This is a genomic window from Nocardiopsis chromatogenes YIM 90109 (assembly GCF_000341185.1).
Lineage (GTDB): Bacteria > Actinomycetota > Actinomycetes > Streptosporangiales > Streptosporangiaceae > Nocardiopsis_A > Nocardiopsis_A chromatogenes.
The window spans coordinates 1-24,177 of record NZ_ANBH01000076.1; the positions used below are offsets into that span (position 1 = coordinate 1).

A 24,177-nucleotide genomic window follows, 5' to 3' on the forward strand; every position below is an offset into this window, starting at 1 on the left:
CCGCCCGCGCGGCCGCCCCGGCCGTCGGACAGCGCCCGGGAGGCGCCCCGGCGGCCGGGGAACCGGGCGAAGCGGGTACCGGGCCGGTAGCGGCGGGGCCGGAACCCGCCTTCCGGGCCCCATGCGCACACCGGGGGCGTCCTGCGTCGCGGAACCGCCGCGTCCGGGGCGGCCGGGCGGCGATCCCACCGCCCGGGATCACCGGAGCCCCCGCCCCGCGCGCCCGTTGTGCCTGATATGCCCCACACCGGCGGGCCCCTCCGCGATGATCTCGACAAGGGTGCTGTCACAACCGCCGGAATGACAGCACCCACGTCGAGATCATCGCCGGTAGGGCCGGCATCCCCGAGATCATCGCGGGAAAGGGCGCACCGGCCCGGCGGCCGCCACGAACGCGGACGACCACCCGCCCACCCCACCGCGCCGCCTCCCGGATCACCAGGGGCCCGGCGGACGGCGGGCGGGGCCGGGGAACCGCCCCGCTTGTGCCGTCGCCGCCCTCTCCGGTGGCCACGCACACGCCGCACGGCCGACAACGCTGTCGGAAGGATCGCCGCCCTCCGTCGTCGCCGCATTCTTTCTTGCGCTCCGATGGCCCGCCGCCCGGCCGGCCGGTGAGTGGGGCACCCGCTCCACCTCCCACCTGGACCACGAGGAACCCGCCACCCGGCAAGTAGGGCCGGGGATCCGCCCCGCTTAGAGCCGGGAACCACCCTGCTCACTCCGTCGCCGCCTATCACGGCGACCGCGCACACGCGCTACAACCGACAGTGCTGCCGGGGGTCGCCGACCTCTCCTCGTCGCTGCTTCGACCTCGTACTGCCGGAGGCCGCGTGTCCGGCCTCGGGTGTCAGTGGGGTTCCTGTCGGCGCCGACTCCGCTGGTCGCCCGGGGGTGACGGCAGGGGCGGGGACCCCGCCCGCCTACTGCTCTAGGGCTCGGTACTCGCCCCGGTAGTACAGCAGAGGCGCGGTTCCGCCCTGGTCGGAGAGGTGGTGGACGCGTGCCACCACGATGAGGTGGTCTCCCGCCGGGTGTTCGGCCTCCACCTCGCATTCCAGCCACGCCTGCGAACCCTCGATCACCGGGGCCCCGGAGGGGGACTCGTGCCAGGCGACGCCGGAGAACTTGTCGCCGCCTCTTGAGGCCATGCGCCGGGACGCCTCCTCCTGGTCGGCGCCCAGGATGCTCACCGCCAGGCGGTGCGCCGAGCGCAGCCCCGGCCAGCTGGTGCTCGTCCGGCCCACGCAGAACCCCACCAGCGGCGGGTCCAGGGACACCGAGGTGAAGGAGTTGGCCGCCAGCCCCGCCGGACGGCCCGTGCGCGGGTCGCGTGCCGCCACCGCCACCACCCCGGTGGGGAAGCGGCCCAGGGCGTCCCGGAACTCCCGGGTGCCGAAGGGGGCCGTTGCGGGGTGGGCCCCGTTCCCGCGGGTTCGGGGCGCCTCGGCCACGGCGCGGTGCGCGCCCCCTCGGTCTCCTGACACGGGCCTGCCCTCCTGTGCTCGGCCGGGGTTGCCCCCTCGTTCTCTCCCAAGCGCTTGCTTGGTTTCCATCGTACCCGCCGCGGCCCGCCCCGTCACCCGTCGCCGTCGACCTCTTGACACCAAGCGTTTGCTCGGTCTTGACTCGGAGGCGAGCGGACCGGGGAGGCGGCGGTGGCGGGAACGGGACTGAGCGGAGCGGCCGCGCTGGCCGGGGTGGGCGCCACCCCGCTCAGCCGCGACTCCGGCGTCAGCACCACCGCCCTCGCCTGCCGTGCGATCCTCGCCGCCCTCGACGACGCGGGGCTGGGCGTCGGCGACGTCGACGGTATCGCCACCCACCGGGTCGGCGACTCCAGCCCCCCGTGGGTCGTGGGCCCCGCGCTCGGGATCACCGACCCCGCCTGGCACCTCGACCAGTTCGGCGGTGGCGGGGTCTCGCACGCCGTCATCGGCCAGGCCGCCCTGGCCGTCGCCGCGGGCGTCGCCGACGTCGTCGTCTGCTACCGCGCCATCAATGCGCGTTCGGAGTTCCGCATGGGCGGGCAGGGCCGCGCCCCCGCGGGCGCGTTCGACCTGCAGTACCAGGCCCCGTACGGACTCCTCGCCCCCGTCCAGCACTACGCCGTCCCCGCCCGCGCCCACATGCAGGCCTACGGCACCACCCACGAGCACCTCGGGGCGATCGCCGTCCGCCAGCGCGCCCACGCCGCCGCCAACCCGCGCGCGCTCAAGCGCGACCCCATCACCCTCGACGACTACCTCGCCTCGCCCTGGATCTCCGAACCGTTCCGCCTGCTGGACTGCTGCCTGGAGACCGACGGCGCCTGCGCCCTGGTCGCCACCTCCGCCGAACGCGCCCGCGACCTGCGCAGGCCGCCCGTGGACATCGCCGCCGCGGCCTGGGCCGGAGGCCACTCGACCTACTCCCCGCCCGCTCCCGGCGGCCTGGGGGACGACCTGACCACCTCGTCCGCCGCGCGCCTGGCCCCGCGCCTGTACGCCATGGCGGGCCTGGGCCCCGACGACGTCGACGTCGCGGAACTCTACGACTGCTTCACCTGGACGGTGGTCGTGCAACTGGAGGACTACGGCTTCTGCCGGAAAGGCGAAGGCGGCCCCTTCGCCGCCTCGGAGGCCCTGGGAATCGGGGGAGAGCTGCCGGTGAACACGCACGGGGGATTCCTGTCCGAGGGGTACGTGCACGGTATCAACCACGTCGCCGAGGCGGTCGGGCAGCTCCGCGGCGACGCGGGCCCCCGCCAGGTCGACGGTGCCGAGGTGGCCCTCTCCACCGGGCAGCCGGGCCACATCCTGGCGGGCACGTCAGCCCTCCTGCTGACCGCGGGGCGGTGACCGCCCACCCGGGCGGTACGCCCCGACGAAGCACACCGCGGAGGTGACCGATGAACGCAACGCAGAGCCTTCGGCAGGACGTCCCCGAACAGGGCGGTCGGCGGCCGGGCGGACACGGGGCCGCGGCGCCGCGCCCCCGCCCCGGCGCGGACCGCGACTCGGCCTACTGGTGGGAGGCGGTCGGGGAGGGGCGCTTCCTCGTCCAGTACTGCGCCGACTGCCGGACCCCGCGCTTCCCCGCGCGGGAGGTGTGCGCCGTGTGCCTGTCCCTGGAATGGGAGTGGCGCGAGGGCACCGGCACCGGGACGGTCGACGGGTGGACCGTCACCCGCCGCACCTTCCACCCGGCGTTCGAGGCCCCCTACACGGTGCTGCGGGTGGCCTTGGACGACGGCCCGGCGCTGTACTGCTGGGGCTGCCTGGTCGGCGCCGACCCCGACGGCCTGCGGCGGGGCCGGCCGGTCGAGGCGGTCTTCACCGACGTGGGCCCGGACCCGGCCGACGGAGGGCCGACCGGCGGCGGCGCGTTCACCAGGGTCGTCGACTGGCGCCTGCGCGAGTGAGGACGGGTGCGGCCGGGTACTCCCGGCGGCGGCCCCACACGTGTTCCGCCGCCGGTGCCCGCCGGGCCGTCCCGTTCACCGGTCCTCCCGGAGGAAGCTCCGTCCTTCAGGGCGGGGAGGAATCCGGCTCCCCGCGTAGCGGGACGGTGGGCGCCGAACCGCCGGGCGGTCCGGTGCCGGATCCCGCCGGTCCCGTGGATGTCGTACCTGCCCGTCAGGTCGTCGGCCATGGAGATGCAGGCGAAGGCGGGGGAAGGCGCCGGGCACGCCCGGTACACCTACCGTCTGCGCCTGTCGAACACCGCACGGCGCTCCCTGCTCAAGGAGTGGGGCGCTGCCGGTGGGTGTGAACCAGTGCGTCGCCGCCTCCAAGGCGGCGCACGAGGCCGGCGAGAAGTGCGGACCGAGAACCAAGCACGCACTCCCCCTTTCCGAGAGGACCTATGCCTGCACCGCGTGCGGGGCCGTGTCCCCCAGGGGCAAGAAATCCGCGCGTGTGATGCTGGTCCGGGCGGGTTGGGCCCCGGACGGTGTCGAGGGCGGAAGTCCGCCCGGGCCGCCGGCCCGGGCGGCTGCCTGAGCCGTGAATCCCCGCGCACGCCATGGAGGCTGGAGTTCCCCCGCCCTTCAGGCAGGGGAGCCGTCAATCCTCCCGCTCTTCGGCCAGGCGCCGCCCCAGAGCCGCCTTGTCCGTCTTGCCGTTCGCGTTGACCGGCAGCGACTCCACGGCCACCACCCTCCGCGGCACCTTGTAGTTCGCCATGTTCTCCCTGGACCAGGCGATGACCCGGGACGCGAGGTCCGCGGCGGAGGCGCCCGTGCCGCCCTTCGCGGGCACCACGAACGCGCACCCCACCTCGCCCAGCCGCGTGTCGGGCACCGGCACCACCGCCGCCCCCGCCACCAGCGGGCACCGCGCCAGCAGCGCCTCGATCTCCGCCGGGTACGCGCTGAACCCGCCCACGGTGAACACGTCCTTCTTCCGGTCCACCACCGACAGGTCCCCCCGCTCGCTCAGCACCCCCACGTCCCCGGTGCGCAGCCGTCCCCGCCCGTCGATCGCCTCGGCCGTGCGCTCCGGGTCCCCCCAGTAGCCGTCCATCACCCCGAACCCGCCGACCAGGATCTCCCCGCGAGCTCCCGGCGGCAGCGGCTCGCCCTTCCCGTCCACCACCTCGACCCGCACCCCCGGCATCGGGCGCCCGGCGGACCCGGCCACCACCTCCACCGGGTCGCCCTCCCGGGTCATGGAGACCACCGTCCCCTCGATCAGCCCGTAGGCGTTGACCATCCGCCGCACCACGCCCTCGTCCAGGAGGCGCCGCACCAGCTCCGGCGGTACCGACGCGGCCCCGCAGATGCCCACCCGCAGCGCCGGGAACCGCTCCCCGGCGGCCCGACGCGCCAGCAGCCCCTGGAACAGGGTCGGCGGCCCCGCCAGCACCGTCGCCCCCTCATCGGCGATGAGCCCGGCCAGCCCGCCGGGGTCGAAGACGGCCTGCGGCAGCAGCCGCGCCCCGCGCATCACCCCCGCCAGCAGCCCCGCGTTCACCCCGAACCCGTGCGAGAACGGCGCGATGACCGGGTAGCGGTCCTCCTCGCCCAGCCCCACCACCGAGGCCCAGTCCCAGTACCCGCGCAACAGCTGCCGGTGCGGGATCATCACCCCCTTGGGCGCGCCCGTGGTCCCCGAGGTCGCCAGCACCTCGGCGAGGTCGCCGCCGTCCACCCCCAGCGCGCGCTCCTCGGCCGCCGCCTCGGGGACCGACTCGGCCCGGTCCAGAAACGCCGCCAAGGCCATCGCGCCCTCGCGCTGCGCCTCCGGGGCGCCAGGGCTGACGTCCAGCAGCACGGCCTCGGCCAGTTCCGGCAGCCCGGCGAAGGGGCGCCCGTCCTCCGGCCCCCCTTCGGCCCGGCCGATGAGCCCGGTCGACGACGTCTCCCGGAACCGTTCCGTGCACATCAGCAGCCGCGCCCCCGTGCGGTGCAGCAGCCCACCCGCCTCCAGTCCCTTGTAGCGGGTCGACAGCGGCACCAGCACCGCCCCCGCCTCCCACACCCCGAACGCGGCCGCGCCCCAGGCGGGGGAGTTGGGCGCCATCAGCGCCACCCGGTCACCCGGCCGCACACCGGAGGCGATCAGCGCCCGGCCGATCCGCCGCGCCCGCGCCGCCAGGTCCGCGGCGGTCAGGTGGTCGCCGCCGGAGGCCAGCAGCACCGACCCGGGGGTGCGGCGCGCCCGGTCGCGCAGCATGCGCGGCAGGGTCGTCCACCCCTCGGGCAGGGGCGGGAAGGCGGTGGGGCCGGGGGCGGGAGCCGACACGGGGGATGCGGGGGAGTGGGGAGGGACAGGGGGTTCGGGGGGCTGGGCCATGGGGGCCTCCTCGCATGCCGCGGGGCGGTGTCAGCCGGCGCGGGCCCGCGCGCCGCCCCGTTCGCGCGCCAGGTGGTGCCCGCGTTCGTCGGTGAGCCGACCCGCGCCGCCCTCGTCCCGCGCCTCCTCCTCCACCGCCACCGCGATCCGCACGGGGGAGAACGACGCCAGCGCCTGATCAATGCGCGCCGTCCACATGCGGTCGCCGATGAGGGAGGCGCGGGCGAAGGCCACGCGCAGCTCGGCCAGGTCGAGCGTCCCGGGCCGGGACACCCGCAGCTCCCAGGCGCCGATCCCGTCGATCCGCGCCAGTTCGCGCTCCAGGCGCGGCAGCGACAGCCACCGCCCCCGGACCAGGACGCGCTCGCCGACGGTCCCGGAGGGGGCGGGAACCGCGGCCGCCCCGGCGGCGGGCGCGGCGGTGAAGCCGGTGCGCACCACCGTCCCGCGCAGCGCCGGGTGCCAGTCGGGCACCGTCACGACCTCCGCGGTCCCGGCCGGGTAGGGGGGTTCGTCCAGGGTGTCGGCGTCCAGCGGTGCCAGCCCGATCATCCCGGGGCGCGCGGGCTCGAACCCCTCGGCGCCCTCGGCCCCGAACGGCCGGTGGGCCACGGGCACCTGCAGCAGCGGGTCGATGAACAGGTCGCCGACCTCGGCCCCGAACTCGGCGGCCAGGCGCCGCCGCAGCGTGTCCGGGGCGACCTCCCCGGCCAGCAGGATCCGCCGCAGCCCCAGGTCCAGCGGGTCGGCCTGGAACTCCATGTGCAGCCGGGCCAGCAGGTCGGCCGCCCCGCACGGGGTGGCCACCAGCGCCGTGGCCCGCATCGCCTCCAGTGCCGCGTGCAGCCGCATCCGCCCGCGCGGCCCGACCACCGCGGCCCGGGCCTCGGCGGCGGTGGCGGCCTCGGCCACGAGGGTGCCGGACTGGTCGCCCTCGGCGCTGAGCGCCACCGCCACGCGGTCGCCCCGTGCCAGGCCGGCCCTCCGCAGCAGGCGGCCGCCCAGCTCGGCGGCGAGCACCCGGTTCTCCCGCCCCAGCGCGGCGCCGGGCGCGCCGTCCGGCCCGAGCAGCAGCAGATCGCCCTCCGGATCGGGGGCCGTCCCCGGGCCGGGGAGGTCGGCCCGCACCCATTCCCGCCCGCTCACCACGGCGCCACCTCCTGGCGGAACAGCTTCAGGCAGTTGCACACGTGCTCGTGGGCCAGCCCGCCCACCTGCGCCTGCAGCAGCAGGTCGGTGGCGCCCGCGTCGGCGATGCGCCGCAGGGCCTCGCGCGACCCGGCCGCGTCGTCGATCACCACCATGTGCTGTTCGCGCAGCACCTCCAGCGCCTCCTCGGGCGGCATGCCCGCGGCGAGCTGCCCGAGCACCCGGTGGGTGGCGTGCCGGGCGTCGTAGTAGCCCGGCGGGGTCACCAGGTTGACCTGGCGGCGGATGTACCAGAGGACCGCGTCGGCGGCGGTCTCCAGCGCCTCGTCCCGGGTGGGGGCCACATGCCAGGGCACCATCAGCGCCACCCGGCGGCTGTCCGGGTCGAACCCGCTCTCGGCCAGTCGGCTCCGGTAGGCGGCGATGTCCTCGGCCACGTCGTCCAGCCCCTTGAGCATGGTCATGCCGAGCAGGTTGTGCCCGCGCCGGGCGGCCGCGAGGTAGCCCTCCAGGCTGGTGGAGGCGACCCACACCGGCGGGTGCGGGTCCTGCACCGGCCGGGGCAGCACCGACACCCCGGGCACCTGGAAGTAGGGGCTGTCCAGGGTGACGGGTTCGCCGTCGGCGCGCCAGATCTCCAGCACGGCGTCCAGGGACTCCTCCCAGATCCGCCGCGACTGCTCGAACGGGCGCTGGAAGGCCTGGTACTCCAGCGGGGAGGCGCCGCGCCCGGTGCCGAACTCCACCCGGCCGCCGGAGAGCACGTCCAGGGTGGCGACCCGCTCGGCGGTGCGCACCGGCGGCTGGAAGGGCAGCAGCACCACCCCCAGCCCCAGGCGCAGGTTCCGGGTGCGCTGGGAGATGGCGGCCAGGACCAGGTCGGGGGCCGAGGAGTGGGAGAAGCCGCGGGTGAAGTGGTGCTCGACGAGCCAGGCGGCCTCATAGCCCAGCTCGTCGGCGAGTTCGGCCTGGGCCAGGGTGTTCTCGAAGGCGCGCCGCTCCACTTCGCGGGTGCGGCCGCGGACCTCCACCTCGTATCCCAGGCTGATGCGCAGGGACGCCATGGCGCCTCCGGGGTCGGTGCCGACAAAAACCAAGCGAACGCTTGGTAGTGTATCAGCGGGGTGACGAGCCCACAACGAATCACCCGGCCGCCGCCGGGCGGGCGCGGCGGCGATGTTTCGCCGGGCCCACGCGCTCCGCTGGCGCTTCACCGGGCCCCGAACGGGAACGGCGAGGCCTTCTCCGAACCGTTACCCGAGGTTCGGGTGCCGTGCGCTGTGCGATCGTCGTGCGCCGTCAACGTGTGCGACCTGCGCATGCGCAGTGAGAACGGAGGAGAGATGCGAGGCTGGTGGAGACGCGCGTTCGCGTCCGCCGCGGCGGCCGCCGCCGTCCTGGCCGGGGTCGCCGCCCCGGCGCAGGCCGAGGCGGGGACCCTCGCCCTGGCCGGACCGGTGGCCGTCGGAGAGCAGGCCCGGTTCGCCTACGGCACCGACGAACCCGACGGCACCAACTGGATCGGGGTCTACCGCGGCGGCGAGGGGCCGGTCGACCAGGAGTACACCGCCCCCTCCCTGGCCTGGGTCTACGCCCCCGACGCCGAGGGGGAGGCCACCGTCGACACCTCCGGGCTGCGCGCGGGCGACTACACCGCCTACCTGCTCGCCGAGGACGGCTACGCCTGGCTGGCCGACCCGGTCGACTTCACCGTGACCGACGACCGCCCCGTCTCCTTCCCCACCGACGGGATCACCCTGCGCAACGCCCGCAAGGGCGAGGCCTACGAGGCCTCGGTCGGCGGCCTGGCCTCCGGCGGGGGAGACGGCGTCACCTTCCGCAAGACCGGCGGCCGCGCCTGGGTCCGGGTCGCCGAGGACGGCACCGTCACCGGCACGCCCAACGGCAACAAGGACGCCGAGGTCGAGATCGAGGCCACCGGCGCCGACGGCTCCACGGCCACCATCACCGCCACCGTCCCGGTCCGCAAGAAGAAGCAGGACCTGGTCGGCGAGCTCAACGTGATGAGCTTCAACACCTGGCACGCGGGCACGCAGGTCGACGGCTACCACGAGAAGCAGCTGCGGTACCTCATCGAGTCCGACGCCGACATCGTCGGCATGCAGGAGACCGAGGGCGAGGCCGCCGAGCGCCTCGCCGAGGCCCTGGGCTGGGACCACTGGCAGACCTCCGGCAGCCTCGGCGTGATCAGCCGCTACCCGATCACCGAGGAGCGCGGCACCGTCAACGCCTCCGGGAGCGTCAAGATCGCCCTGGACGGCACCGACTCCGAGGTCGCCGTCTGGGACGTGCACCTGGGCTACACCCCCTACGGCCCCTACGACGCCTGCGACTCGGGCATGGGCGTCGACCGCATCCTGGAGCGCGAGGCCGAGTCCGGCCGCACCCCGCAGATCACCGACACCGTCGAGGCCATGCAGGAGGACCTGGCCGCCGCCGACGAGGACCCGGTCCTGCTCATGGGCGACTTCAACTCCCCCTCGCACCTGGACTGGACCGAGGAGCTGCGCGAGAAGAACTGCGGCTACGCGGACGTGCCCTGGCCCGCCTCCACCGTGCCCACCGACGCCGGGTTGACCGACTCCTTCCGCGAGGCCCACCCCGACCCGGCGGCCGTCCCCGGTACCACCTGGTCGCCGCTGTTCCCCAAGCGGAACGGCGCCACCGGGGTCGACGAGCCCCAGGACCGCATCGACTTCATCTACTACGCGGGACCGCTCGCGGTGGAGGAGTCGCAGACCCTGGTGGCCGGTGAGCCGAAGGTCTACCCCGACCACGCCGGCAATGAATGGACCTCCGACCACGCCTCGGTCATGACGACCTTCTCCCTGGGAGGCTGACACCTCGCCTCCCCCGGCGCCGCCCGCCCACCCTCTCCCCCGAGGGGCGGGCGGCGCCCCTTTTCCGGCTGCACCCGCCCACCGGGGCCGCTAGCCTGGAGACCCCTCCCTACCGAAGACCGACCCGATTCTCCGTGCACCGGCGTGTGCACCGTCAACCACCGAGGAGTGGCCGTGCTGCTGCGGATGTCGACCCTGTTCCTGCGCACCCTGCGTGAGGACCCGGCGGACGCCGAGGTGCCGAGCCACAAGCTCCTGGTGCGCGGCGGGTTCGTCCGCCGGACCGGCCCCGGCATCTACTCCTGGATGCCCCTGGGCAAGATCGTCCTGGAGAACGTGGCCCGGGTCGTGCGCGAGGAGATGGACGCGATCGGCGGCCAGGAGCTGCTGCTGCCCGCCCTGCTGCCCCGCGACTACTACGAGGCCACCGGGCGGGCCACCGAGTACGGCGACACCCTCTTCGCCCTCAAGGACCGCAAGGGCGCCGACTACGTCCTCGGCCCCACCCACGAGGAGGTCTTCGCCCACCTGGTCAAGGGCGAGTACTCCTCCTACAAGGACTTCCCGGTCACGCTGTACCAGATCCAGGAGAAGTTCCGGGACGAGGCCCGCCCCCGCGCCGGGGTGCTGCGCGGCCGCGAGTTCCACATGAAGGACTCCTACTCCTTCGACATCGACGACGCGGGCCTGCAGGAGTCCTACGAGCGCCACCGCGCCGCCTACGTCCGCATCTTCGACCGCCTCGGCCTGGACTACGTCATCGTCCAGGCCACCTCCGGCGCCATGGGCGGATCGGCCTCCGAGGAGTTCCTGGCCGAGACCCCCGTCGGCGAGGACACCTTCGTCCGCAGCACCGAGTCGGGCTACGCCGCCAACGTCGAGGCGGTGCGCATCGCCGCCCCCGCCGCCCGTCCGCTGGAGGGGCTGCCCGAGGCGGTGGCCCACCACACGCCCGACACCCCCACCATCGAGACCCTGGTCGACCACCTCAACGGCGCCGGGCTCGGCCGCACCTTCACCGCCGCCGACACCCTCAAGAACGTCCTGGTCAAGGTCCGCGAGCCCGGGGCGAGCGAGTGGGAGGTCATCGGCATCGGCGTTCCCGGCGACCGCGAGGTCGACGTCAAGCGCCTGGAGGCGGCCCTGGAGCCCGCCGAGGTCGCCCTGCTCGACGAGGAGGACTTCGCCGCCCGCCCCTTCCTGGTCAAGGGCTACGTCGGGCCGAACGCCCTGCTCGACAACAAGCTGCGCTTCTACGCCGACCCGCGCGTGGTCGAGGGCACCCGCTGGGTCACCGGCGCCGACCGCCCCGACCACCACGTGGTCGACCTGGTCTGCGGCCGCGACTTCACCCCCGACGGCGTGCTCGACGTGGCCGAGGTCCGCGACGGCGACCCCGCCCCCGACGGCCGCGGCACCCTCTACACCGCCCGCGGCATCGAGATCGGCCACGTCTTCCAGCTCGGCCGCAAGTACACCGACGCCATCGAGCTGGACGCGCTGGGCCCCGACGGCAAGCCCAAGCGCGTCACCATGGGCTCCTACGGCATCGGCGTCTCCCGGGTGGTGGCCGCCGTCGTCGAGCAGTCCCACGACGACAAGGGCATCGTGTGGCCGCGCGCCGCCGCCCCCGCCGACGTGCACGTCGTCGGCACCGGAAAGGGCGAGCAGATCGAGGTCGCCCTGCGCCTGGCCGCCGAGCTGGAGGAGCGCGGCCTGCGGGTGCTCGTCGACGACCGCAAGGGCGTCTCCCCGGGCGTGAAGTTCACCGACGCCGAGCTGCTGGGCGTGCCCACGGCGCTCATCGTCGGCAAGGGCCTGGCCGACGGGGTGCTGGAGCTGCGCGACCGCCGTACCGGCGACCGCCGGGAGATCGCCCTGGACGGCGCGGCCGACACGGTCGCCGCCGTGGCCGCCGAGTAGCGCCGAGCGGGAGGACGGGCGGGGACATCCGCCGCGAGGGCGCCGCCCCTGAGGTCGGCGCCCTCGCCGTGCACGCCGCCCCCTGCCGTCGGGGCCGATCATGGACGCCCACCGGCAGAGGGCAGGCCGACGACCGGAGGGCGCTGCGGCGCGGGGTCGGTAGCGCACGGCAGGCCATGGCCCGCGCCGCGGCTGCCGAGCCCTACTCGTCCTCGTCGTTGGGCTCGTCGGGGTCGCCCGTGGCGTAGGCCGGGAACGTGTCCAACTCCCCGCCCCACTCCAGCGCGCGCACCGTCGCCCCTTGCAGCGACTCCGCCGCGAACCCCCGCAGCGGCCCCGACTCGGCGGCCCCCGCCACCTCCAGGTACGCCTGGGACGAGGTGCCCTCCATCCGGCGCGCGAACCCCGCCAGCTCCTCGCGTCCGTCGGAGTCGGGCAGCGGGTAGGCCGCCTCCGCAGGCGCGGGCACCGCGTCCAGCCCGACCAGCTCCGCGCGCACGGTGTCCCGCTGCGCCCGGTGCGCGTCCAGGTGCCGTGCGGCCCGGTCGCGCTCGCCGCCCCGGCTGCGCGCCCCGATGAACCCGTATCCGTACACCGCCGCGTGCTCGGCGCGCAGCGCCTTCTGCAGCGCCTCCACCTCCGCGGTGGCCTCCTGCGAGGGCGACGCCCCGGCCGTCTCGCTCATCCGACCTCCTCACCGAGCATGTGCGCGTGTCCGATCTCGCAGGCCCCGATCGACGCGAGGAGCTGCACCAGCGCCGGGTCCCGGACATCGCCGCACTGGCGCGCCCGGGAGTCGGCCGCCGCCTCCTCGGCCGTACGCAGCCCGGCCGCGTCCACCGGTTCGGCGCCGACCGGCGAGGGGGACGGCGACGGCGAGGCGTGCGCCCCCTCGCGGGCGGGCCGCTCGGTGTCCGGCAGCCGCCCGCGCAGCGTCGCCAGGTGGTCCTCATGGTGGGCCAGGAACGTCTCCAGCAGGTCCGCCGGGCCCTCGTCGGCGCCCAGCGCCGCGCGGTAGCGCGCGATGATCCGCTCCTTGTCGGCGATGGCCCCGCGCAGCACGCGCTCGTCGGGCCCAATATCGCTCGGATACCACTGGGCCCCCTGGCAGCCGCCTGCCGCGGCGACCGTGAACGCCGCGGCGAGCACGGTGCGGCGGGTGACGGAAGTACCGGCGGTGCCGCGCCTCGCGCCCAAATCCGATCTCCTTCGCCGTCGTCGCAGTGCCCCGCCAATCCTTCCATGAGCCGGGGGCGCGGCCGCGCGAAGCGGCGGTGTGGCGGCGTTCCCGCCTGCGCTCCGCCGCCGTCGCCGCGGGCCCGGCCGCGGACCCGCGGGGTCCGGGCACCGCGCGGATTGCCTGGAGAGGCCGCGGTTGTGGATACCCTTGTAGGCCAAACCGCACTCGCAGCGACGTGCGGCCGATTTTCGTGTATAGCTGGACCGCCCCGGCGCCCGACCGCGGGACCGGGCGGAATTCCCGAGGAGGAACGCAGATGGGGGCGCAGGCTCGCCAGGACCGCTTGGCCGCCCTGCTCGAACCGGTGCTGGCCGAGGCCGGGCTGGAGCTGGAGGCCGTCGAGGTCACCCCGGCCGGCAAGCGGCGCCTGCTGCGTGTGGTGGTCGACTCCGGCGACGGCGTCGACCTGGACGCGGTCGGTACGGTCAGCCAGGACATCTCGGCCGCGCTGGACGCGTCCGAGGAGATGGGCAGCGCCCCTTACGTGCTGGAAGTGACCTCCCCCGGTGTGGACCGGCCGCTGACCCTTCCCCGGCACTGGCGCCGCTCCCGCGGCCGCCTCGTACAGGCCCGCCTCGCCGACGGCGGCGAGGTCACCGGGCGCGTCGAGGAGGCCGGCGACGAGGGCGTGGTGCTCGACGTGGACGGCGAGCGGGCCGAGTACCGCTATGCCGACCTCGACCGGGGCAAGGTCCAGGTGGAATTCCGCCGCCCGGCCGACGGCGAAGCCGCGGCGGACTAGAGGGGGAGCCCCGTGGATATCGACATGAGCGTCCTGCGCAGCTTGGAGCGCGAGAAGGACATCTCGGTGGACCTGGTCGTCAAGGCGATCGAGGACGCCCTGCTGATCGCCTACCACCGGCAGGAGGGGACCGAGGCCTCCGCCCGGGTCGAGCTGGACCGCTCCACCGGGCACGTCACCGTGTGGGCCTCCGAGACCGACGAGGAGACCGGGCAGGCCCGCGAGTACGACGCCACGCCCACCGGCTTCGGGCGCATCGCGACCTCCACCGCCAAGCAGGTCATCCTGCAGCGGCTGCGCGACGCCGAGGACGAGCTGACGCTCGGCGAGTACGCCGGGCGCGAGTACGAGGTGGTCTCCGGCATCATCCAGCAGGGCAAGGACCCGCGGAACGTGCTGGTGGACCTGGGCCGGGTGGAGGCCGTGCTGCCCCCGCAGGAGCAGGTCCCCGGCGAGGACTACGGGCACGGCGAGCGGCTGCGCGCCTACGTGGTGCAGGTCCGCAAGGGCCACCGCGGCCCCTCGGTGACCCTCTCGCGCACCCACCCCAACCTGGTGCGCAAGCTCTTCGAGCTGGAGGTCCCCGAGATCGCCGACGGCACCGTGGAGATCGCCGCCATCGCCCGCGAGGCCGGGCACCGCACCAAGATGGCGGTGCGCTCCAACAAGCCCGGGGTCAACGCCAAGGGCGCCTGCATCGGCCCGCTGGGCAGCCGGGTCCGCAACGTCATGGCCGAGCTCAACGGCGAGAAGATCGACATCGTCGACCACTCCGAGGACCCGGCCGTGTTCGTGGGCAACGCGCTGTCCCCGGCCCGGGTGGACCGGGTCGAGGTCGTCGACGCCGCCGCCAAGGTGGCCCGGGTGACCGTGCCCGACTACCAGCAGTCGCTGGCCATCGGCAAGGAGGGGCAGAACGCCCGGCTGGCGGCCCGGCTCACCGGCTGGCGGATCGACATCCGCTCCGACGCCCAGGGCGACGACGAACCGGTGGCCGTGCTCCCGGACGAGCCCGGCGGGGCCGGCACCGACACCGGTCCCGGTGCGCCCGGGGGCCCACAGGACGGCCTGGACGATGCCGGAGCGCGCTAGAATCGGGGGCAGCGGCCGGCGACCCCCCGTACGCACCTGCGTGGGGTGCCGGTCTCGGGCGGCTCAGTCCGACCTGGTACGACTGGTGGCCGACGGCGCCCTGGTGACCCCCGATCCCGAGCGGCGGTCGCCGGGACGGGGCGCCTACCTCCACCCCGACCCCGCATGCTGGGCGTCGGCGGAGCGGCGCGGAGCGTTCCAGCGGGCCCTGCGGGCCCGCGGGCGGCTCGACACCTCGCGTGCGGCCGCCTATTTCTCCGGCGGTCCGCGCGTTGGAGAGGGCGGCCGTTCCGGATAGGGTTGGAATGATCACGTCGGCACCGCGGTTGTACCGAACAGGCGTCGGCGGGTCTTGCCATGCCGGGACACCGGCGCACAGACCCATTGTTGTGTAACGACGAGGAAGCGGGTCGAGATTGCGATGAGCGCTCGATGAGTACGCAGCGATGAGTACGTCAAGCTAGCGACGGTCCGGCACAGCGCATGTCCCGGACCGAGTAGAGGAGAGCAGTGGCGAAGGTCCGGGTGTACGAGCTCGCCAAGGAGCTCGGAGTAGAGAGCAAGGTCGTCATGGCCAAGCTCCGGGAGTTGGGAGAGTTCGTCCGTTCGGCGTCCTCGACGATCGAGGCGCCGGTCGTGCGCAAGCTCACCGACGAGCTGAAGCCGGGCTCCGCAGGTTCCAAGGGCGGCGCCAAGCCGTCCGCGCCGGAGTCCAAGCCGCGTCCGCGCGGCGAATCCGCGCCGGGGGAGGCCGCCAAGCCCGCGGCCCCCAAGCCCGGCCCCAAGCCGGGTCCCAAGCCCGGCCCCAAGCCCGGTGCGCCGAGCGCCGAGGCCCCCAAGCCCGGCGCACCGAGCGCCGAGGCCCCGAAGCCGGGCCCCAAGCCCGCCCCGAAGCCCGCCGCCGCGCAGAGCGGTGAGGGCGGCCAGAACGGCCAGGGCGGCCAGGCGGCCCCCAAGCCCGGCCCCAAGCCGGGCTCCAAGAGCGAGCGCGGCGGCGGCGCGCCCAAGCCCGGCCCCAAGCCGGGTCCGCGCCAGTCCGGCCCGCGCCCCGGCAACAACCCGTTCTCGACCCAGGCCACCGGCATGGGTGCCAAGCCCGGCCCGCGCCAGGGCGGCGGCGGCCAGGGTGCCAAGCCCGGCCCGCGCCCCGGCGGCGGCCAGGGCGGCGGCGCGCGTCCGCAGGCCCCGCGTCCCGGCGGCCAGGGCGGTCCCCGCCCCGGCGGCGGGCAGGGCGGTGCCCCGCGTCCGGGCGGCGGCCAGGGCGGCGCTCCGCGTCCCCAGGCCCCGCGCCCCGGTGGCGGCGGCCAGGGCGGTCCGCGTCCCAAGCCGGGTCCGCCTCCCGGCGGTCCGCGCCCCAGCCCGATGAACATGCCGGCCTCCCGGCCCACCCCGCCCGCGGGTGCGGGCCGAGGTGGCGGCGGCGGCCGCGGGCGTCCCGGCGGCGGTGGCGGCGGTGCGCCGCGCCCCGGCGGTGGCGGCGGCGGTGCCCCGCGTCCGGGCGGCGGCGGCTTCGGCGGCCCGCGCCCCGGCGGCTTCGGTGGCCGTCCGGGCGGCGGCGGTCGCGGCCGCGGCGGCACGGCGGGCGCCTTCGGGCGTCCCGGCGGCCCGCGCGGGCGCTCCCGCAAGTCGAAGAAGATGCGGCGTCAGGAGTTCAACGACCTGGGCGCCCCGTCCTTCGGCGGCGTGAAGATCCCCAGCGGCAACAACAAGACCATCCGTCTGTCCCGCGGCGCCTCGCTCGCCGACTTCGGGGACAAGATCGAGGTCAACCCGGCGTCGCTGGTCCAGGTCATGATGCACTTGGGCGAGATGGTCACCGCCACCCAGTCGCTGCCGGACGAGACCCTGCAGCTCCTCGGCGAGGAGCTGAAGTACCGGGTCGAGGTCGTCAGCCCGGAGGACGAGGACCGCGAGCTGCTGGAGTCCTTCTCCATCGAGTTCGGCGAGGACACCGGCACCGACGAGGACCTGCGTCCGCGTCCGCCGGTGGTCACCGTCATGGGCCACGTCGACCACGGCAAGACCAAGCTGCTGGACACGGTGCGCAACAGCAACGTGATCGGCGGCGAGGCCGGCGGCATCACCCAGCACATCGGCGCCTACCAGGTGGCCACCGAGGTGGACGGCGAAGAGCGCAAGATCACCTTCATCGACACCCCGGGCCACGAGGCGTTCACCGCCATGCGTGCCCGCGGCGCCCAGGCCACCGACATCGCGGTGCTGGTGGTCGCGGCCGACGACGGCGTCAAGCCGCAGACGGCCGAGGCCATCGACCACGCCAAGGCGGCCGAGGTCCCGGTCGTGGTCGCGGTGAACAAGATCGACGTGGAGGGCGCCGACCCGCAGCGCGTCCGGGCCCAGCTCACCGAGTACGGCCTGGTCGCCGAGGAGTTCGGCGGCGACGTGCAGTTCGTCGACATCTCCGCCCTCAAGGGCGAGAACATCGACGCCCTGCTGGAGTCGATCGTGCTGACCTCGGACGCGGCGCTGGACCTGCGGGCCAACCCGGGCATGGAGGCCCAGGGCCTGGCGATCGAGGCCTACCTCGACCGCGGGCGCGGCTCCACCGCCACCGTGCTGGTGCAGCGCGGCACGCTGAACGTGGGCGACTCGATCGTCTGCGGCGACGCCTACGGGCGCGTGCGGGCCATGCTGGACGAGAACGGAGCCAACGTCGAGAGCGCCGAGCCGTCCCGGCCGGTGCAGGTGCTGGGCCTGACCAACGTGCCCAGCGCCGGCGACAACTTCCTGGTCGTCAAGGACGACCGGGTGGCGCGGCAGATCGCCCAGCAGCGCGAGGCGCGCGAGCGCTTCGCCCAGCAGGCCAAGGCCACCCGCAGGGTCACCCTGGACAACTGGCAGAAGACCCTGGAGGAGGGGGAGCGCACCGAGCTGCCCCTGCTCATCAAGGGCGACATGTCCGGTTCCGTGGAGGCCCTGGAGGAGGCGCTGCTCAAGATCGACGCGGGCGGCGACGAGGTCGGCATCCGTATCGTGGGCCGCGGTGTCGGTGCGATCACGCAGAACGACATCAACCTGGCCTCGACGTCGGAGGCGATCATCATCGGCTTCAACGTGCGTCCGGAGGGCAAGAACAGCCAGCTCGCCGACCGCATGGGCGTCGACATCCGCTACTACTCGGTCATCTACTCGGCGATCGAGGAAGTGGAGGCCGCAGTCAAGGGCCTGCTCAAGCCGATCTACGAGGAGGCGACCCTGGGTACCGCGGAGATCCGCGAGATCTTCAAGGTTCCCAAGATCGGCAACGTGGCCGGCTCGATCGTCCGCAGCGGCATCGTGCGGCGCAACGCCAAGGCCCGGCTCGTCCGCGACGGGGTGGTCGTCTCCGACAACCTCACCGTGGACTCCCTGCGCCGGTTCAAGGACGACGCCACCGAGGTCCGCGAGGGCTACGAGTGCGGTATCGGCCTCGGCCACAACGACCTCCGCCTGGAGGACGTGATCGAGGTCTACGAGATGCGCGAGAAGCCGCGCGACTGACGCGGCGGTACGGGGCCCCGCTCCGGCGGGGCCCCGGCCCCCGTCCCCACCCCCTCTCGACGGCCCGCCACTCCGTCATGTGGCATGTGATGACATCCAGATCGCGCAACGCGAGGAACCGCGCCCGGAGCGGCGCCTTCGTCGGGTCCCTGACCCTGGACATCCTGCTGGGCGACGTCCGCTCGCTGAAGCAGAAGCGGTCGGTGGTCCGGCCCATCGTGGCCGAGATCCAGCGGCGCTTCTCCGTCTCGGTCGCAGAGACCGGGGAGCAGGACCTGTACCGCCGCTCCGAGATCGGGATCGCCGTCGTGGCCTCCACGGCCGCGCACTGCACCGAGGTGCTCGACACCTGCGAGCGCCTGGTGGCCGGACGGCCAGAGATCGAGCTGCTCTCCGCGAGGCGGCGGCTCTTCGGTCCAGAGGAGGAATGAGACCATGGTGGACGCCGCACGCGCCCGCAAGCTCGCCGACCGCATCCAGCGGATCGTCGCGGAGATGCTGGAGCGCCGGATCAAAGACCCCCGCCTGGGGTTCGTCACCGTCACCGACGCGCGGCTCACCAACGACCTGCGCGACGCGACGGTGTACTACACCGTCTTCGGCAGCGACGAGGAGAAGGCCGGCACGGCCGCTGCGCTGGAGAGCGCCAAGGGCGTGATCCGCACGGAGGTGGGCCGCCAGACCGGGCTCAGGCACACCCCCAGCCTCACCTTCGAGGCCGACGAGGTGCAGGCCAACGCCCAGCACATCGAGGACCTGCTGACCCAGGCCCGGCAGAGCGACGCCGACGTGGCCCGCGCCGCGGCGGGGGCCAGCCCGGCCGGGGACGCCGACCCCTACAAGACCCCGCGCGAGGACGAGGCCGAATCGGCCGAGTAGCCGACGCGCCGGTGCCCCGGGGCGTGTGCGGCCCCGGGGCACCCGTGCACCGACGCACCGACAGACGAGGAACCACCCGACCCATGACCGACAGCGGCGTCGCGATCGTCGACAAGCCCGCCGACTGGACCTCGCACGACGTGGTCGCCAAGGTCCGGCGGCTGGCCGGTACCCGCAAGGTGGGGCACGCCGGGACCCTGGACCCGATGGCCACCGGGGTGCTCGTGCTCGGCATCGGCAAGGGCACCAAGCTGCTGGGCCACTTGGCGCTCACCGAGAAGGAGTACACGGGCACGGTCCGGCTGGGCGCCACCACCAATACCGACGACGCCGAGGGCGAGGAGACCTCCCGCACGGATGCGGGCGGCGTCGCCGAGGAGGACGCGCGCCGCGCCGCCGCCGCGCTGACCGGGGAGATCATGCAGATCCCCCCGCAGGTCAGTGCGATCAAGGTGAACGGGCGCCGGGCCTACAAGTCGGCGCGGGCCGGGGAGTCGGTGGAGCTGAAGGCGCGTCCGGCCACGGTGTCGGAGTTCGCCGTCGACGCGGTGCGCCGCGAGGGGCCCTTCCTGGACCTGGACGTGCGCGTCACCTGCTCCAGCGGCACCTACATCCGCGCGCTGGCCCGGGACATGGGCGAGGCCCTGGGGGTGGGCGGCCACCTCACCCGGCTGCGCCGTACCCGGGTGGGGCCCTACGGGCTGGAGCGGGCGCGCACCCTGGAACAGCTCGCCGAGGAGTTCACCGCGGTGCCGCTGTCCCAGGCGGTGGCCGCGGCGTTCCCGGTGCGGGTGCTCAGCGAGGACGAGGCGCGGAAGGTCGCCCACGGCAACCGGATCGCGCCCAGTACCCTGGGGTCCGGGCCGATCGGCCTGTTCGCCCCGGACGGGGAGGTCGTGGCCCTGGCCGAGGACCGGCCGGGGTACAGCAAGCCCATCGTGGTGTTCGCGGGCGCCTGACCCGCGCCCGAGCCGCAGAGGCTGGAGCAGAGCCCGTAGAGGAGGGGCACGTGCCGCAGGAGGGGCAGTCCGCAGGGGTGCGGGAGCTCATCGCCCAGGGGAGGGTCGAGGAGGCCGCCGCCGCGCTCGGCCGCCCGCACCGGGTGGAGGGCGTCGTCGTGCACGGCGCCGCCCGGGGCCGGGAGCTGCTCGGGTTCCCCACCGCCAACCTGGACGCGGCGGAGGGCGGCGAGGTCCCCGACGACGGGGTCTACGCCGGGTGGCTGCTGCGCACCGACCCGGACCAGGGCGCCGAGGCGCGCTGGCCCGCGGCGATCTCGGTCGGCACCAACCCGACCTTCGAGGGCACCGAGCGCACGGTCGAGGCCTACGCGCTGGACCGCGACGACCTGGAGCTGTACGGGGAGAAGATGGCGGTGGACTTCGTGCACCGCATCCGCGGCCAGCGCCGGTTCGCGGACGTGGACGAGCTGATCGCGGCGATGAACGCCGACGTCGAGCGGGCCCGTGTGCTGATGCGGGACGCGGACGCCCCGGAGGACTGACGGGCGGCGTGACCTCGAAGGGCGTCGTGGGCCATCGCTTCGGGCGGGGCCAGGAGCGTAAAGTTGTCGGAAACAGTGCTTCGGCGTGAGAGAAGCCCAGGTCACCGAGGACGCGCCCCGCGTGCGCGGGGATGGACCCTCCACCAGCGGAAGCGCCCCCAACGGGTTGGGATGCGCCCCGCGTGCGCGGGGATGGACCCAGCGGGGAGCAGTGGGCGTCGCCCACGATCTGATGCGCCCCGCGTGTGCGGGGAAGCCCTCCACGCGCTCCGGTCCTGGGCAGGCCGGATGTGCGTTAGACTCGCTAGAGGCTGTTCAGCCCTGCCCGTTCCGCGCCGAGCGTGGAACGCGGCCGCCCGCCCGGGGCGCGGCGCCGGTGCGCCGCCCCGAGAGGTGGGCCCACCTGGGACGGTGACTGCTCGTACGCGCGGTCACCGCGGCCGCCGCCCCGACTGCGGAGGCGGCACACGCGTACCGAAACATCGAGAAGGAGCACCTTTGGCGATCGACGCCGAGACCAAGAAGAAGATCGTCGCCGAGTACGGCACGGTCGACGGCGACACCGGCTCGCCCGACGTCCAGGTGGCGCTGCTCACGCACCGCATCACCGAGCTGACCGAGCACCTGAAGACGCACAAGCACGACCACCACAGCCGCCGCGGGCTGCTGCTGATGGTCGGCCGCCGCCGCCGCCTTCTCAAGTACATCCAGAAGAAGGACATCAACCGCTACCGCGAGCTGATCCAGCGCCTGGGTCTGCGCCGCTGAGCGGAAATGGGAGAGGGAGTGGCCCCGGCCACTCCCTCTCTTAGTAGTGTGGATCTACCACATTCGACCGTGGCCAGGCAGTATGGTCCATGGTGGGCCCCGGTGCCGAACCGCGGGCCCGACAACCGAACACAGTGAAGGAAAGCGCTCCCGCGCCCGCACCTCGGCCGCCGCGTCGAGGCCGGTCCTCGGTAGTGGCCTGCGGCCCGCCCAGCCGGGCGTTGCCGCGGGCTTCGATCGAAGGCCGGCCGTCACGGGCCGAACGCGCCGGTCCGACATCCGGCGCGCCTGAGGCCCGAGCATGACCCTCGGCGACGAAAGAGGACCCTCCGGGGCTCGGACGCGGGCGAGCGCACCCGTGACATCCGAACGAGGAGGACGCCCATGGAGGGCGCGTATTCCGCCGAGGCCGTGATCGACAACGGCCGCTTCGGCACCCGGACCATCCGGTTCGAGACGGGCCGACTGGCCCAGCAGGCCGCCGGCTCGGCCGTGGCCTACCTTGACGACGAGACGATGGTGCTCTCCGCCACCAGCGCCTCCAAGCGGCCCAAGGACAACCTCGACTTCTTCCCGCTGACGGTCGACGTCGAGGAGCGCATGTACGCCGCCGGGCGCATCCCCGGCTCGTTCTTCCGCCGCGAGGGGCGCCCGTCCGAGGACGCCGTCCTCACCTGCCGCCTGATCGACCGGCCGCTGCGCCCGTCGTTCAAGAACGGCCTGCGCAACGAGATCCAGGTCGTCGAGACGATCATGGCGCTGCACCCCGACCACCTCTACGACGTGGTCGCCATCAACGCCGCCTCGATGTCCACCCAGCTCGCCGGGCTGCCCTTCTCCGGGCCCATCGGCGGCGTGCGGGTGGCCCTGATCGAGGGCCAGTGGGTGGCCTTCCCGACCCACTCGGAGCTGGAGAACGCCACCTTCGACATGGTCGTGGCCGGCCGGGTGCTCGACGACGGCGACGTCGCGATCATGATGGTCGAGGCCGAGTCCACCCCGCGCACCCTCAAGCTGGTCGCCGACGGCGCGGTCGGCCCCACCGAGCAGACGGTGGCCGAGGGCCTGGAGGCGGCCAAGCCGTTCATCAAGGTCCTGTGCAAGGCCCAGCAGGCGCTGGCCGACCAGGCCGCCAAGCCGGTCGCCGACTTCCCGATCTTCCTCGACTACGAGGACGACGTGCTCGCCGCCGTCGACGGCGCCGTCCGCGAGCCGCTCGCCGAGGCGCTGACCATCGCCGACAAGCAGGACCGCGAGGCCCGGCTGGACGAGGTCAAGGCCGAGGCCGCCGAGAAGCTCGCCGAGGACTTCGAGGGCCGCGAGAAGGAGGTCTCCGCGGCGTTCCGGTCGCTGACCAAGCAGCTCATGCGCGAGCGCGTGCTGCGCGACCAGGTCCGCATCGACGGGCGCGGCCCCAAGGACATCCGCCCGCTCAGCGCCGAGGTCGGCGTGGTGCCGCGGGTGCACGGCTCGGCCCTGTTCGAGCGCGGTGAGACCCAGATCCTGGGTGTGACCACGCTGAACATGCTGCGCATGGAGCAGATGGTCGACACGCTCAACCCCGAGCGGACCAAGCGCTACATGCACAACTACAACTTCCCGCCGTACTCCACCGGTGAGACCGGCCGGGTGGGCTCGCCCAAGCGCCGCGAGATCGGCCACGGCGCGCTCGCCGAGCGGGCGCTGCTGCCGGTGCTGCCCTCGCGCGAGGAGTTCCCCTACGCCATCCGCCAGGTGTCCGAGGCGGTCAGCTCCAACGGGTCGACCTCCATGGGGTCGGTCTGCGCCTCCACCATGTCCCTGATGCAGGCCGGCGTGCCGCTCAAGGAGATGGTCTCGGGCATCGCGATGGGCCTGATCAGCGACGGCGACCGGTTCGTCACGCTGACCGACATCCTCGGCGCCGAGGACGCCTTCGGCGACATGGACTTCAAGGTCGCCGGAACCCGCGACCTCATCACCGCGCTGCAGCTCGACACCAAGCTCGACGGCATCCCCGCCGAGCAGCTGGCCGCCGCGCTGCAGCAGGCCCGCGGCGCCCGCCTGGCCATCCTGGAGGTCATGCAGGAGGCCATCACCCGCCCGGCGGAGATGAGCCCGAACGCGCCGCGCATCCTCACGGTGAAGATCCCGGTGGAGAAGATCGGCGAGGTCATCGGCCCCAAGGGCAAGATGATCAACTCCATCCAGGAGGACACCGGCGCCGACATCACCATCGAGGACGACGGCACGATCTACATCGGCGCCGTGGACGGCCCCTCGGCCGAGGCGGCCCGGGACACCGTCAACAGCATCGCCAACCCGACCATGCCCGAGGTCGGCGACCGCTACCTGGGCACCGTCGTCAAGACGACCGCCTTCGGCGCGTTCGTGTCGCTGCTGCCCGGCAAGGACGGGCTGCTGCACATCTCGCAGATCCGCAAGCTGCACGGCGGCAAGCGGATCGAGAACGTCGAGGACGTGCTCGGCATCGGCGAGAAGATCCAGGTCGAGATCCGCGAGATCGACGACCGCGGCAAGCTCTCGCTGGTCCCGGTCGAGGTCGTGGAGGCCGAGGCCGCCCCGGCCCCCGAGTCCGACGACTCCGAGGAGGACGACGGGCAGGACGAGGCCAAGGGCGAGGGCGACGGCGGGGCTCCGCGCCGCCGGCGCCGCAGCCGCGGTGCGCGCAGCAGCGAGAACACCTGATCCCCGGTGACCGGCGCCGGGGCGGCCGCACCCCAGAGGGGGGCGGCCGCCCC

Annotated in this window: 20 protein-coding genes; 14 read left to right on the top strand and 6 right to left on the bottom strand. The window is 74.2% G+C overall.

Features of this window, described 5'->3' with window-relative positions; translation table 11 throughout:
- Window positions 1-923 precede the first annotated feature (923 nt).
- Window positions 924-1,487, bottom strand: a complete 564-nt coding sequence (locus tag D476_RS0107650; RefSeq protein WP_449289396.1) for a flavin reductase family protein — start codon at window positions 1,485-1,487, stop codon at window positions 924-926.
- A gap of 171 nt (window positions 1,488-1,658) precedes the next feature.
- Here D476_RS0107650 and D476_RS0107655 point away from each other — a divergent pair, with 171 nt between their 5' ends.
- On the top strand, window positions 1,659-2,840 hold the full coding sequence (locus D476_RS0107655; protein ID WP_017623363.1) for a thiolase C-terminal domain-containing protein: 1,182 nt from the start codon (window positions 1,659-1,661) through the stop codon (window positions 2,838-2,840).
- Between the two features lie 50 nt (window positions 2,841-2,890).
- On the top strand, window positions 2,891-3,403 hold the full coding sequence (locus tag D476_RS0107660) for a Zn-ribbon domain-containing OB-fold protein (protein WP_017623364.1): 513 nt from the start codon (window positions 2,891-2,893) through the stop codon (window positions 3,401-3,403).
- Between the two features lie 643 nt (window positions 3,404-4,046).
- On the opposite strand, the gene D476_RS0107665 is transcribed toward D476_RS0107660, so the two are convergent.
- From D476_RS0107665 to D476_RS0107675, 3 genes are read right to left on the bottom strand one after another with little or no spacing between them, the layout of a single operon-like run.
- The gene (locus D476_RS0107665) at window positions 4,047-5,777 is read right to left on the bottom strand and encodes an AMP-binding protein (RefSeq protein ID WP_083939434.1); all 1,731 of its coding nucleotides are present in this window, start codon (window positions 5,775-5,777) and stop codon (window positions 4,047-4,049) included.
- 30 nt (window positions 5,778-5,807) lie between these two features.
- Window positions 5,808-6,923, bottom strand: coding sequence for a hypothetical protein (locus D476_RS0107670; protein WP_026123333.1), 1,116 nt, complete (start codon window positions 6,921-6,923; stop codon window positions 5,808-5,810).
- The gene (locus D476_RS0107675; protein WP_017623367.1) at window positions 6,920-7,990 is read right to left on the bottom strand and encodes an LLM class flavin-dependent oxidoreductase; all 1,071 of its coding nucleotides are present in this window, start codon (window positions 7,988-7,990) and stop codon (window positions 6,920-6,922) included. Before D476_RS0107675 ends, D476_RS0107670 begins: the two co-directional genes overlap by 4 nt.
- A 279-nt stretch (window positions 7,991-8,269) precedes the next feature.
- Between D476_RS0107675 and D476_RS0107680 the strand changes: the two genes are divergently transcribed.
- The gene (locus D476_RS0107680; protein WP_017623368.1) at window positions 8,270-9,787 is read left to right on the top strand and encodes an endonuclease/exonuclease/phosphatase family protein; all 1,518 of its coding nucleotides are present in this window, start codon (window positions 8,270-8,272) and stop codon (window positions 9,785-9,787) included.
- A gap of 174 nt (window positions 9,788-9,961) precedes the next feature.
- On the top strand, window positions 9,962-11,710 hold the full coding sequence (locus D476_RS0107685; protein WP_017623369.1) for a proline--tRNA ligase: 1,749 nt from the start codon (window positions 9,962-9,964) through the stop codon (window positions 11,708-11,710).
- Window positions 11,711-11,912: 202 nt separating this feature from the next.
- Here D476_RS0107685 and D476_RS0107690 read toward each other — a convergent pair whose 3' ends face one another.
- Together D476_RS0107690 and D476_RS0107695 are read right to left on the bottom strand one after the other, a co-directional pair.
- Window positions 11,913-12,395, bottom strand: a complete 483-nt coding sequence (locus tag D476_RS0107690) for a ferritin-like domain-containing protein (protein ID WP_017623370.1) — start codon at window positions 12,393-12,395, stop codon at window positions 11,913-11,915.
- Complete coding sequence (locus tag D476_RS0107695; protein WP_017623371.1) at window positions 12,392-12,907, bottom strand: hypothetical protein; 516 nt, start codon at window positions 12,905-12,907, stop codon at window positions 12,392-12,394. The genes D476_RS0107690 and D476_RS0107695 overlap by 4 nt, the downstream gene beginning before the upstream one ends.
- A 299-nt stretch (window positions 12,908-13,206) precedes the next feature.
- Here D476_RS0107695 and rimP point away from each other — a divergent pair, with 299 nt between their 5' ends.
- The 10 genes from rimP (at window position 13,207) to D476_RS0107740 (ending at window position 24,124) form a co-directional block, all read left to right on the top strand.
- A complete protein-coding gene (rimP, locus tag D476_RS0107700) occupies window positions 13,207-13,692 on the top strand; it encodes a ribosome maturation factor RimP (protein WP_017623372.1) in 486 nt (161 codons plus the stop codon).
- A gap of 24 nt (window positions 13,693-13,716) precedes the next feature.
- A complete protein-coding gene (gene nusA, locus D476_RS0107705) occupies window positions 13,717-14,784 on the top strand; it encodes a transcription termination factor NusA (RefSeq protein ID WP_017623373.1) in 1,068 nt (355 codons plus the stop codon).
- Window positions 14,768-15,082 (top strand): YlxR family protein, encoded by a 315-nt coding sequence (locus D476_RS36115; RefSeq protein ID WP_083939435.1) that lies wholly within the window; start codon window positions 14,768-14,770, stop codon window positions 15,080-15,082. The genes nusA and D476_RS36115 overlap by 17 nt, the downstream gene beginning before the upstream one ends.
- Window positions 15,083-15,294: 212 nt before the next feature.
- Entirely contained in the window at window positions 15,295-18,285 is a 2,991-nt protein-coding gene (gene infB, locus D476_RS0107710) for a translation initiation factor IF-2 (protein ID WP_017623374.1), read from the top strand.
- 89 nt (window positions 18,286-18,374) lie between these two features.
- A complete protein-coding gene (locus D476_RS0107715; protein ID WP_017623375.1) occupies window positions 18,375-18,716 on the top strand; it encodes a DUF503 domain-containing protein in 342 nt (113 codons plus the stop codon).
- 4 nt (window positions 18,717-18,720) lie between these two features.
- Window positions 18,721-19,164 carry a 30S ribosome-binding factor RbfA gene (gene rbfA / locus D476_RS0107720; RefSeq protein ID WP_017623376.1) on the top strand — a complete coding sequence of 148 codons (444 nt, stop codon included), beginning with the start codon at window positions 18,721-18,723 and terminating at the stop codon, window positions 19,162-19,164.
- 83 nt (window positions 19,165-19,247) lie between these two features.
- Entirely contained in the window at window positions 19,248-20,123 is an 876-nt protein-coding gene (gene truB / locus D476_RS0107725) for a tRNA pseudouridine(55) synthase TruB (RefSeq protein ID WP_017623377.1), read from the top strand.
- Between the two features lie 50 nt (window positions 20,124-20,173).
- Window positions 20,174-20,668, top strand: coding sequence for a riboflavin kinase (locus D476_RS32415; RefSeq protein WP_017623378.1), 495 nt, complete (start codon window positions 20,174-20,176; stop codon window positions 20,666-20,668).
- Window positions 20,669-21,166: 498 nt separating this feature from the next.
- Window positions 21,167-21,436 (top strand): 30S ribosomal protein S15, encoded by a 270-nt coding sequence (gene rpsO, locus D476_RS0107735; protein WP_017623379.1) that lies wholly within the window; start codon window positions 21,167-21,169, stop codon window positions 21,434-21,436.
- Between the two features lie 384 nt (window positions 21,437-21,820).
- Window positions 21,821-24,124, top strand: coding sequence for a polyribonucleotide nucleotidyltransferase (locus D476_RS0107740; RefSeq protein WP_017623380.1), 2,304 nt, complete (start codon window positions 21,821-21,823; stop codon window positions 24,122-24,124).
- Window positions 24,125-24,177 lie beyond the last annotated feature (53 nt).

Coding starts and splice junctions, on each gene's coding strand:
- D476_RS0107660 (WP_017623364.1), top strand. CDS start 2,891: ATGAACGCAACGCAGAGCCTTCGGCAGGACGTCCCCGAACAGGGCGGT.
- truB (WP_017623377.1), top strand. CDS start 19,248: ATGACCGACAGCGGCGTCGCGATCGTCGACAAGCCCGCCGACTGGACC.
- nusA (WP_017623373.1), top strand. CDS start 13,717: ATGAGCGTCCTGCGCAGCTTGGAGCGCGAGAAGGACATCTCGGTGGAC.
- D476_RS0107680 (WP_017623368.1), top strand. CDS start 8,270: ATGCGAGGCTGGTGGAGACGCGCGTTCGCGTCCGCCGCGGCGGCCGCC.
- D476_RS0107665 (WP_083939434.1), bottom strand. CDS start 5,777: ATGGCCCAGCCCCCCGAACCCCCTGTCCCTCCCCACTCCCCCGCATCC.
- D476_RS0107740 (WP_017623380.1), top strand. CDS start 21,821: ATGGAGGGCGCGTATTCCGCCGAGGCCGTGATCGACAACGGCCGCTTC.
- rimP (WP_017623372.1), top strand. CDS start 13,207: ATGGGGGCGCAGGCTCGCCAGGACCGCTTGGCCGCCCTGCTCGAACCG.
- D476_RS0107690 (WP_017623370.1), bottom strand. CDS start 12,395: ATGAGCGAGACGGCCGGGGCGTCGCCCTCGCAGGAGGCCACCGCGGAG.
- D476_RS0107715 (WP_017623375.1), top strand. CDS start 18,375: ATGACATCCAGATCGCGCAACGCGAGGAACCGCGCCCGGAGCGGCGCC.
- D476_RS0107675 (WP_017623367.1), bottom strand. CDS start 7,990: ATGGCGTCCCTGCGCATCAGCCTGGGATACGAGGTGGAGGTCCGCGGC.
- rbfA (WP_017623376.1), top strand. CDS start 18,721: ATGGTGGACGCCGCACGCGCCCGCAAGCTCGCCGACCGCATCCAGCGG.
- D476_RS36115 (WP_083939435.1), top strand. CDS start 14,768: ATGCCGGAGCGCGCTAGAATCGGGGGCAGCGGCCGGCGACCCCCCGTA.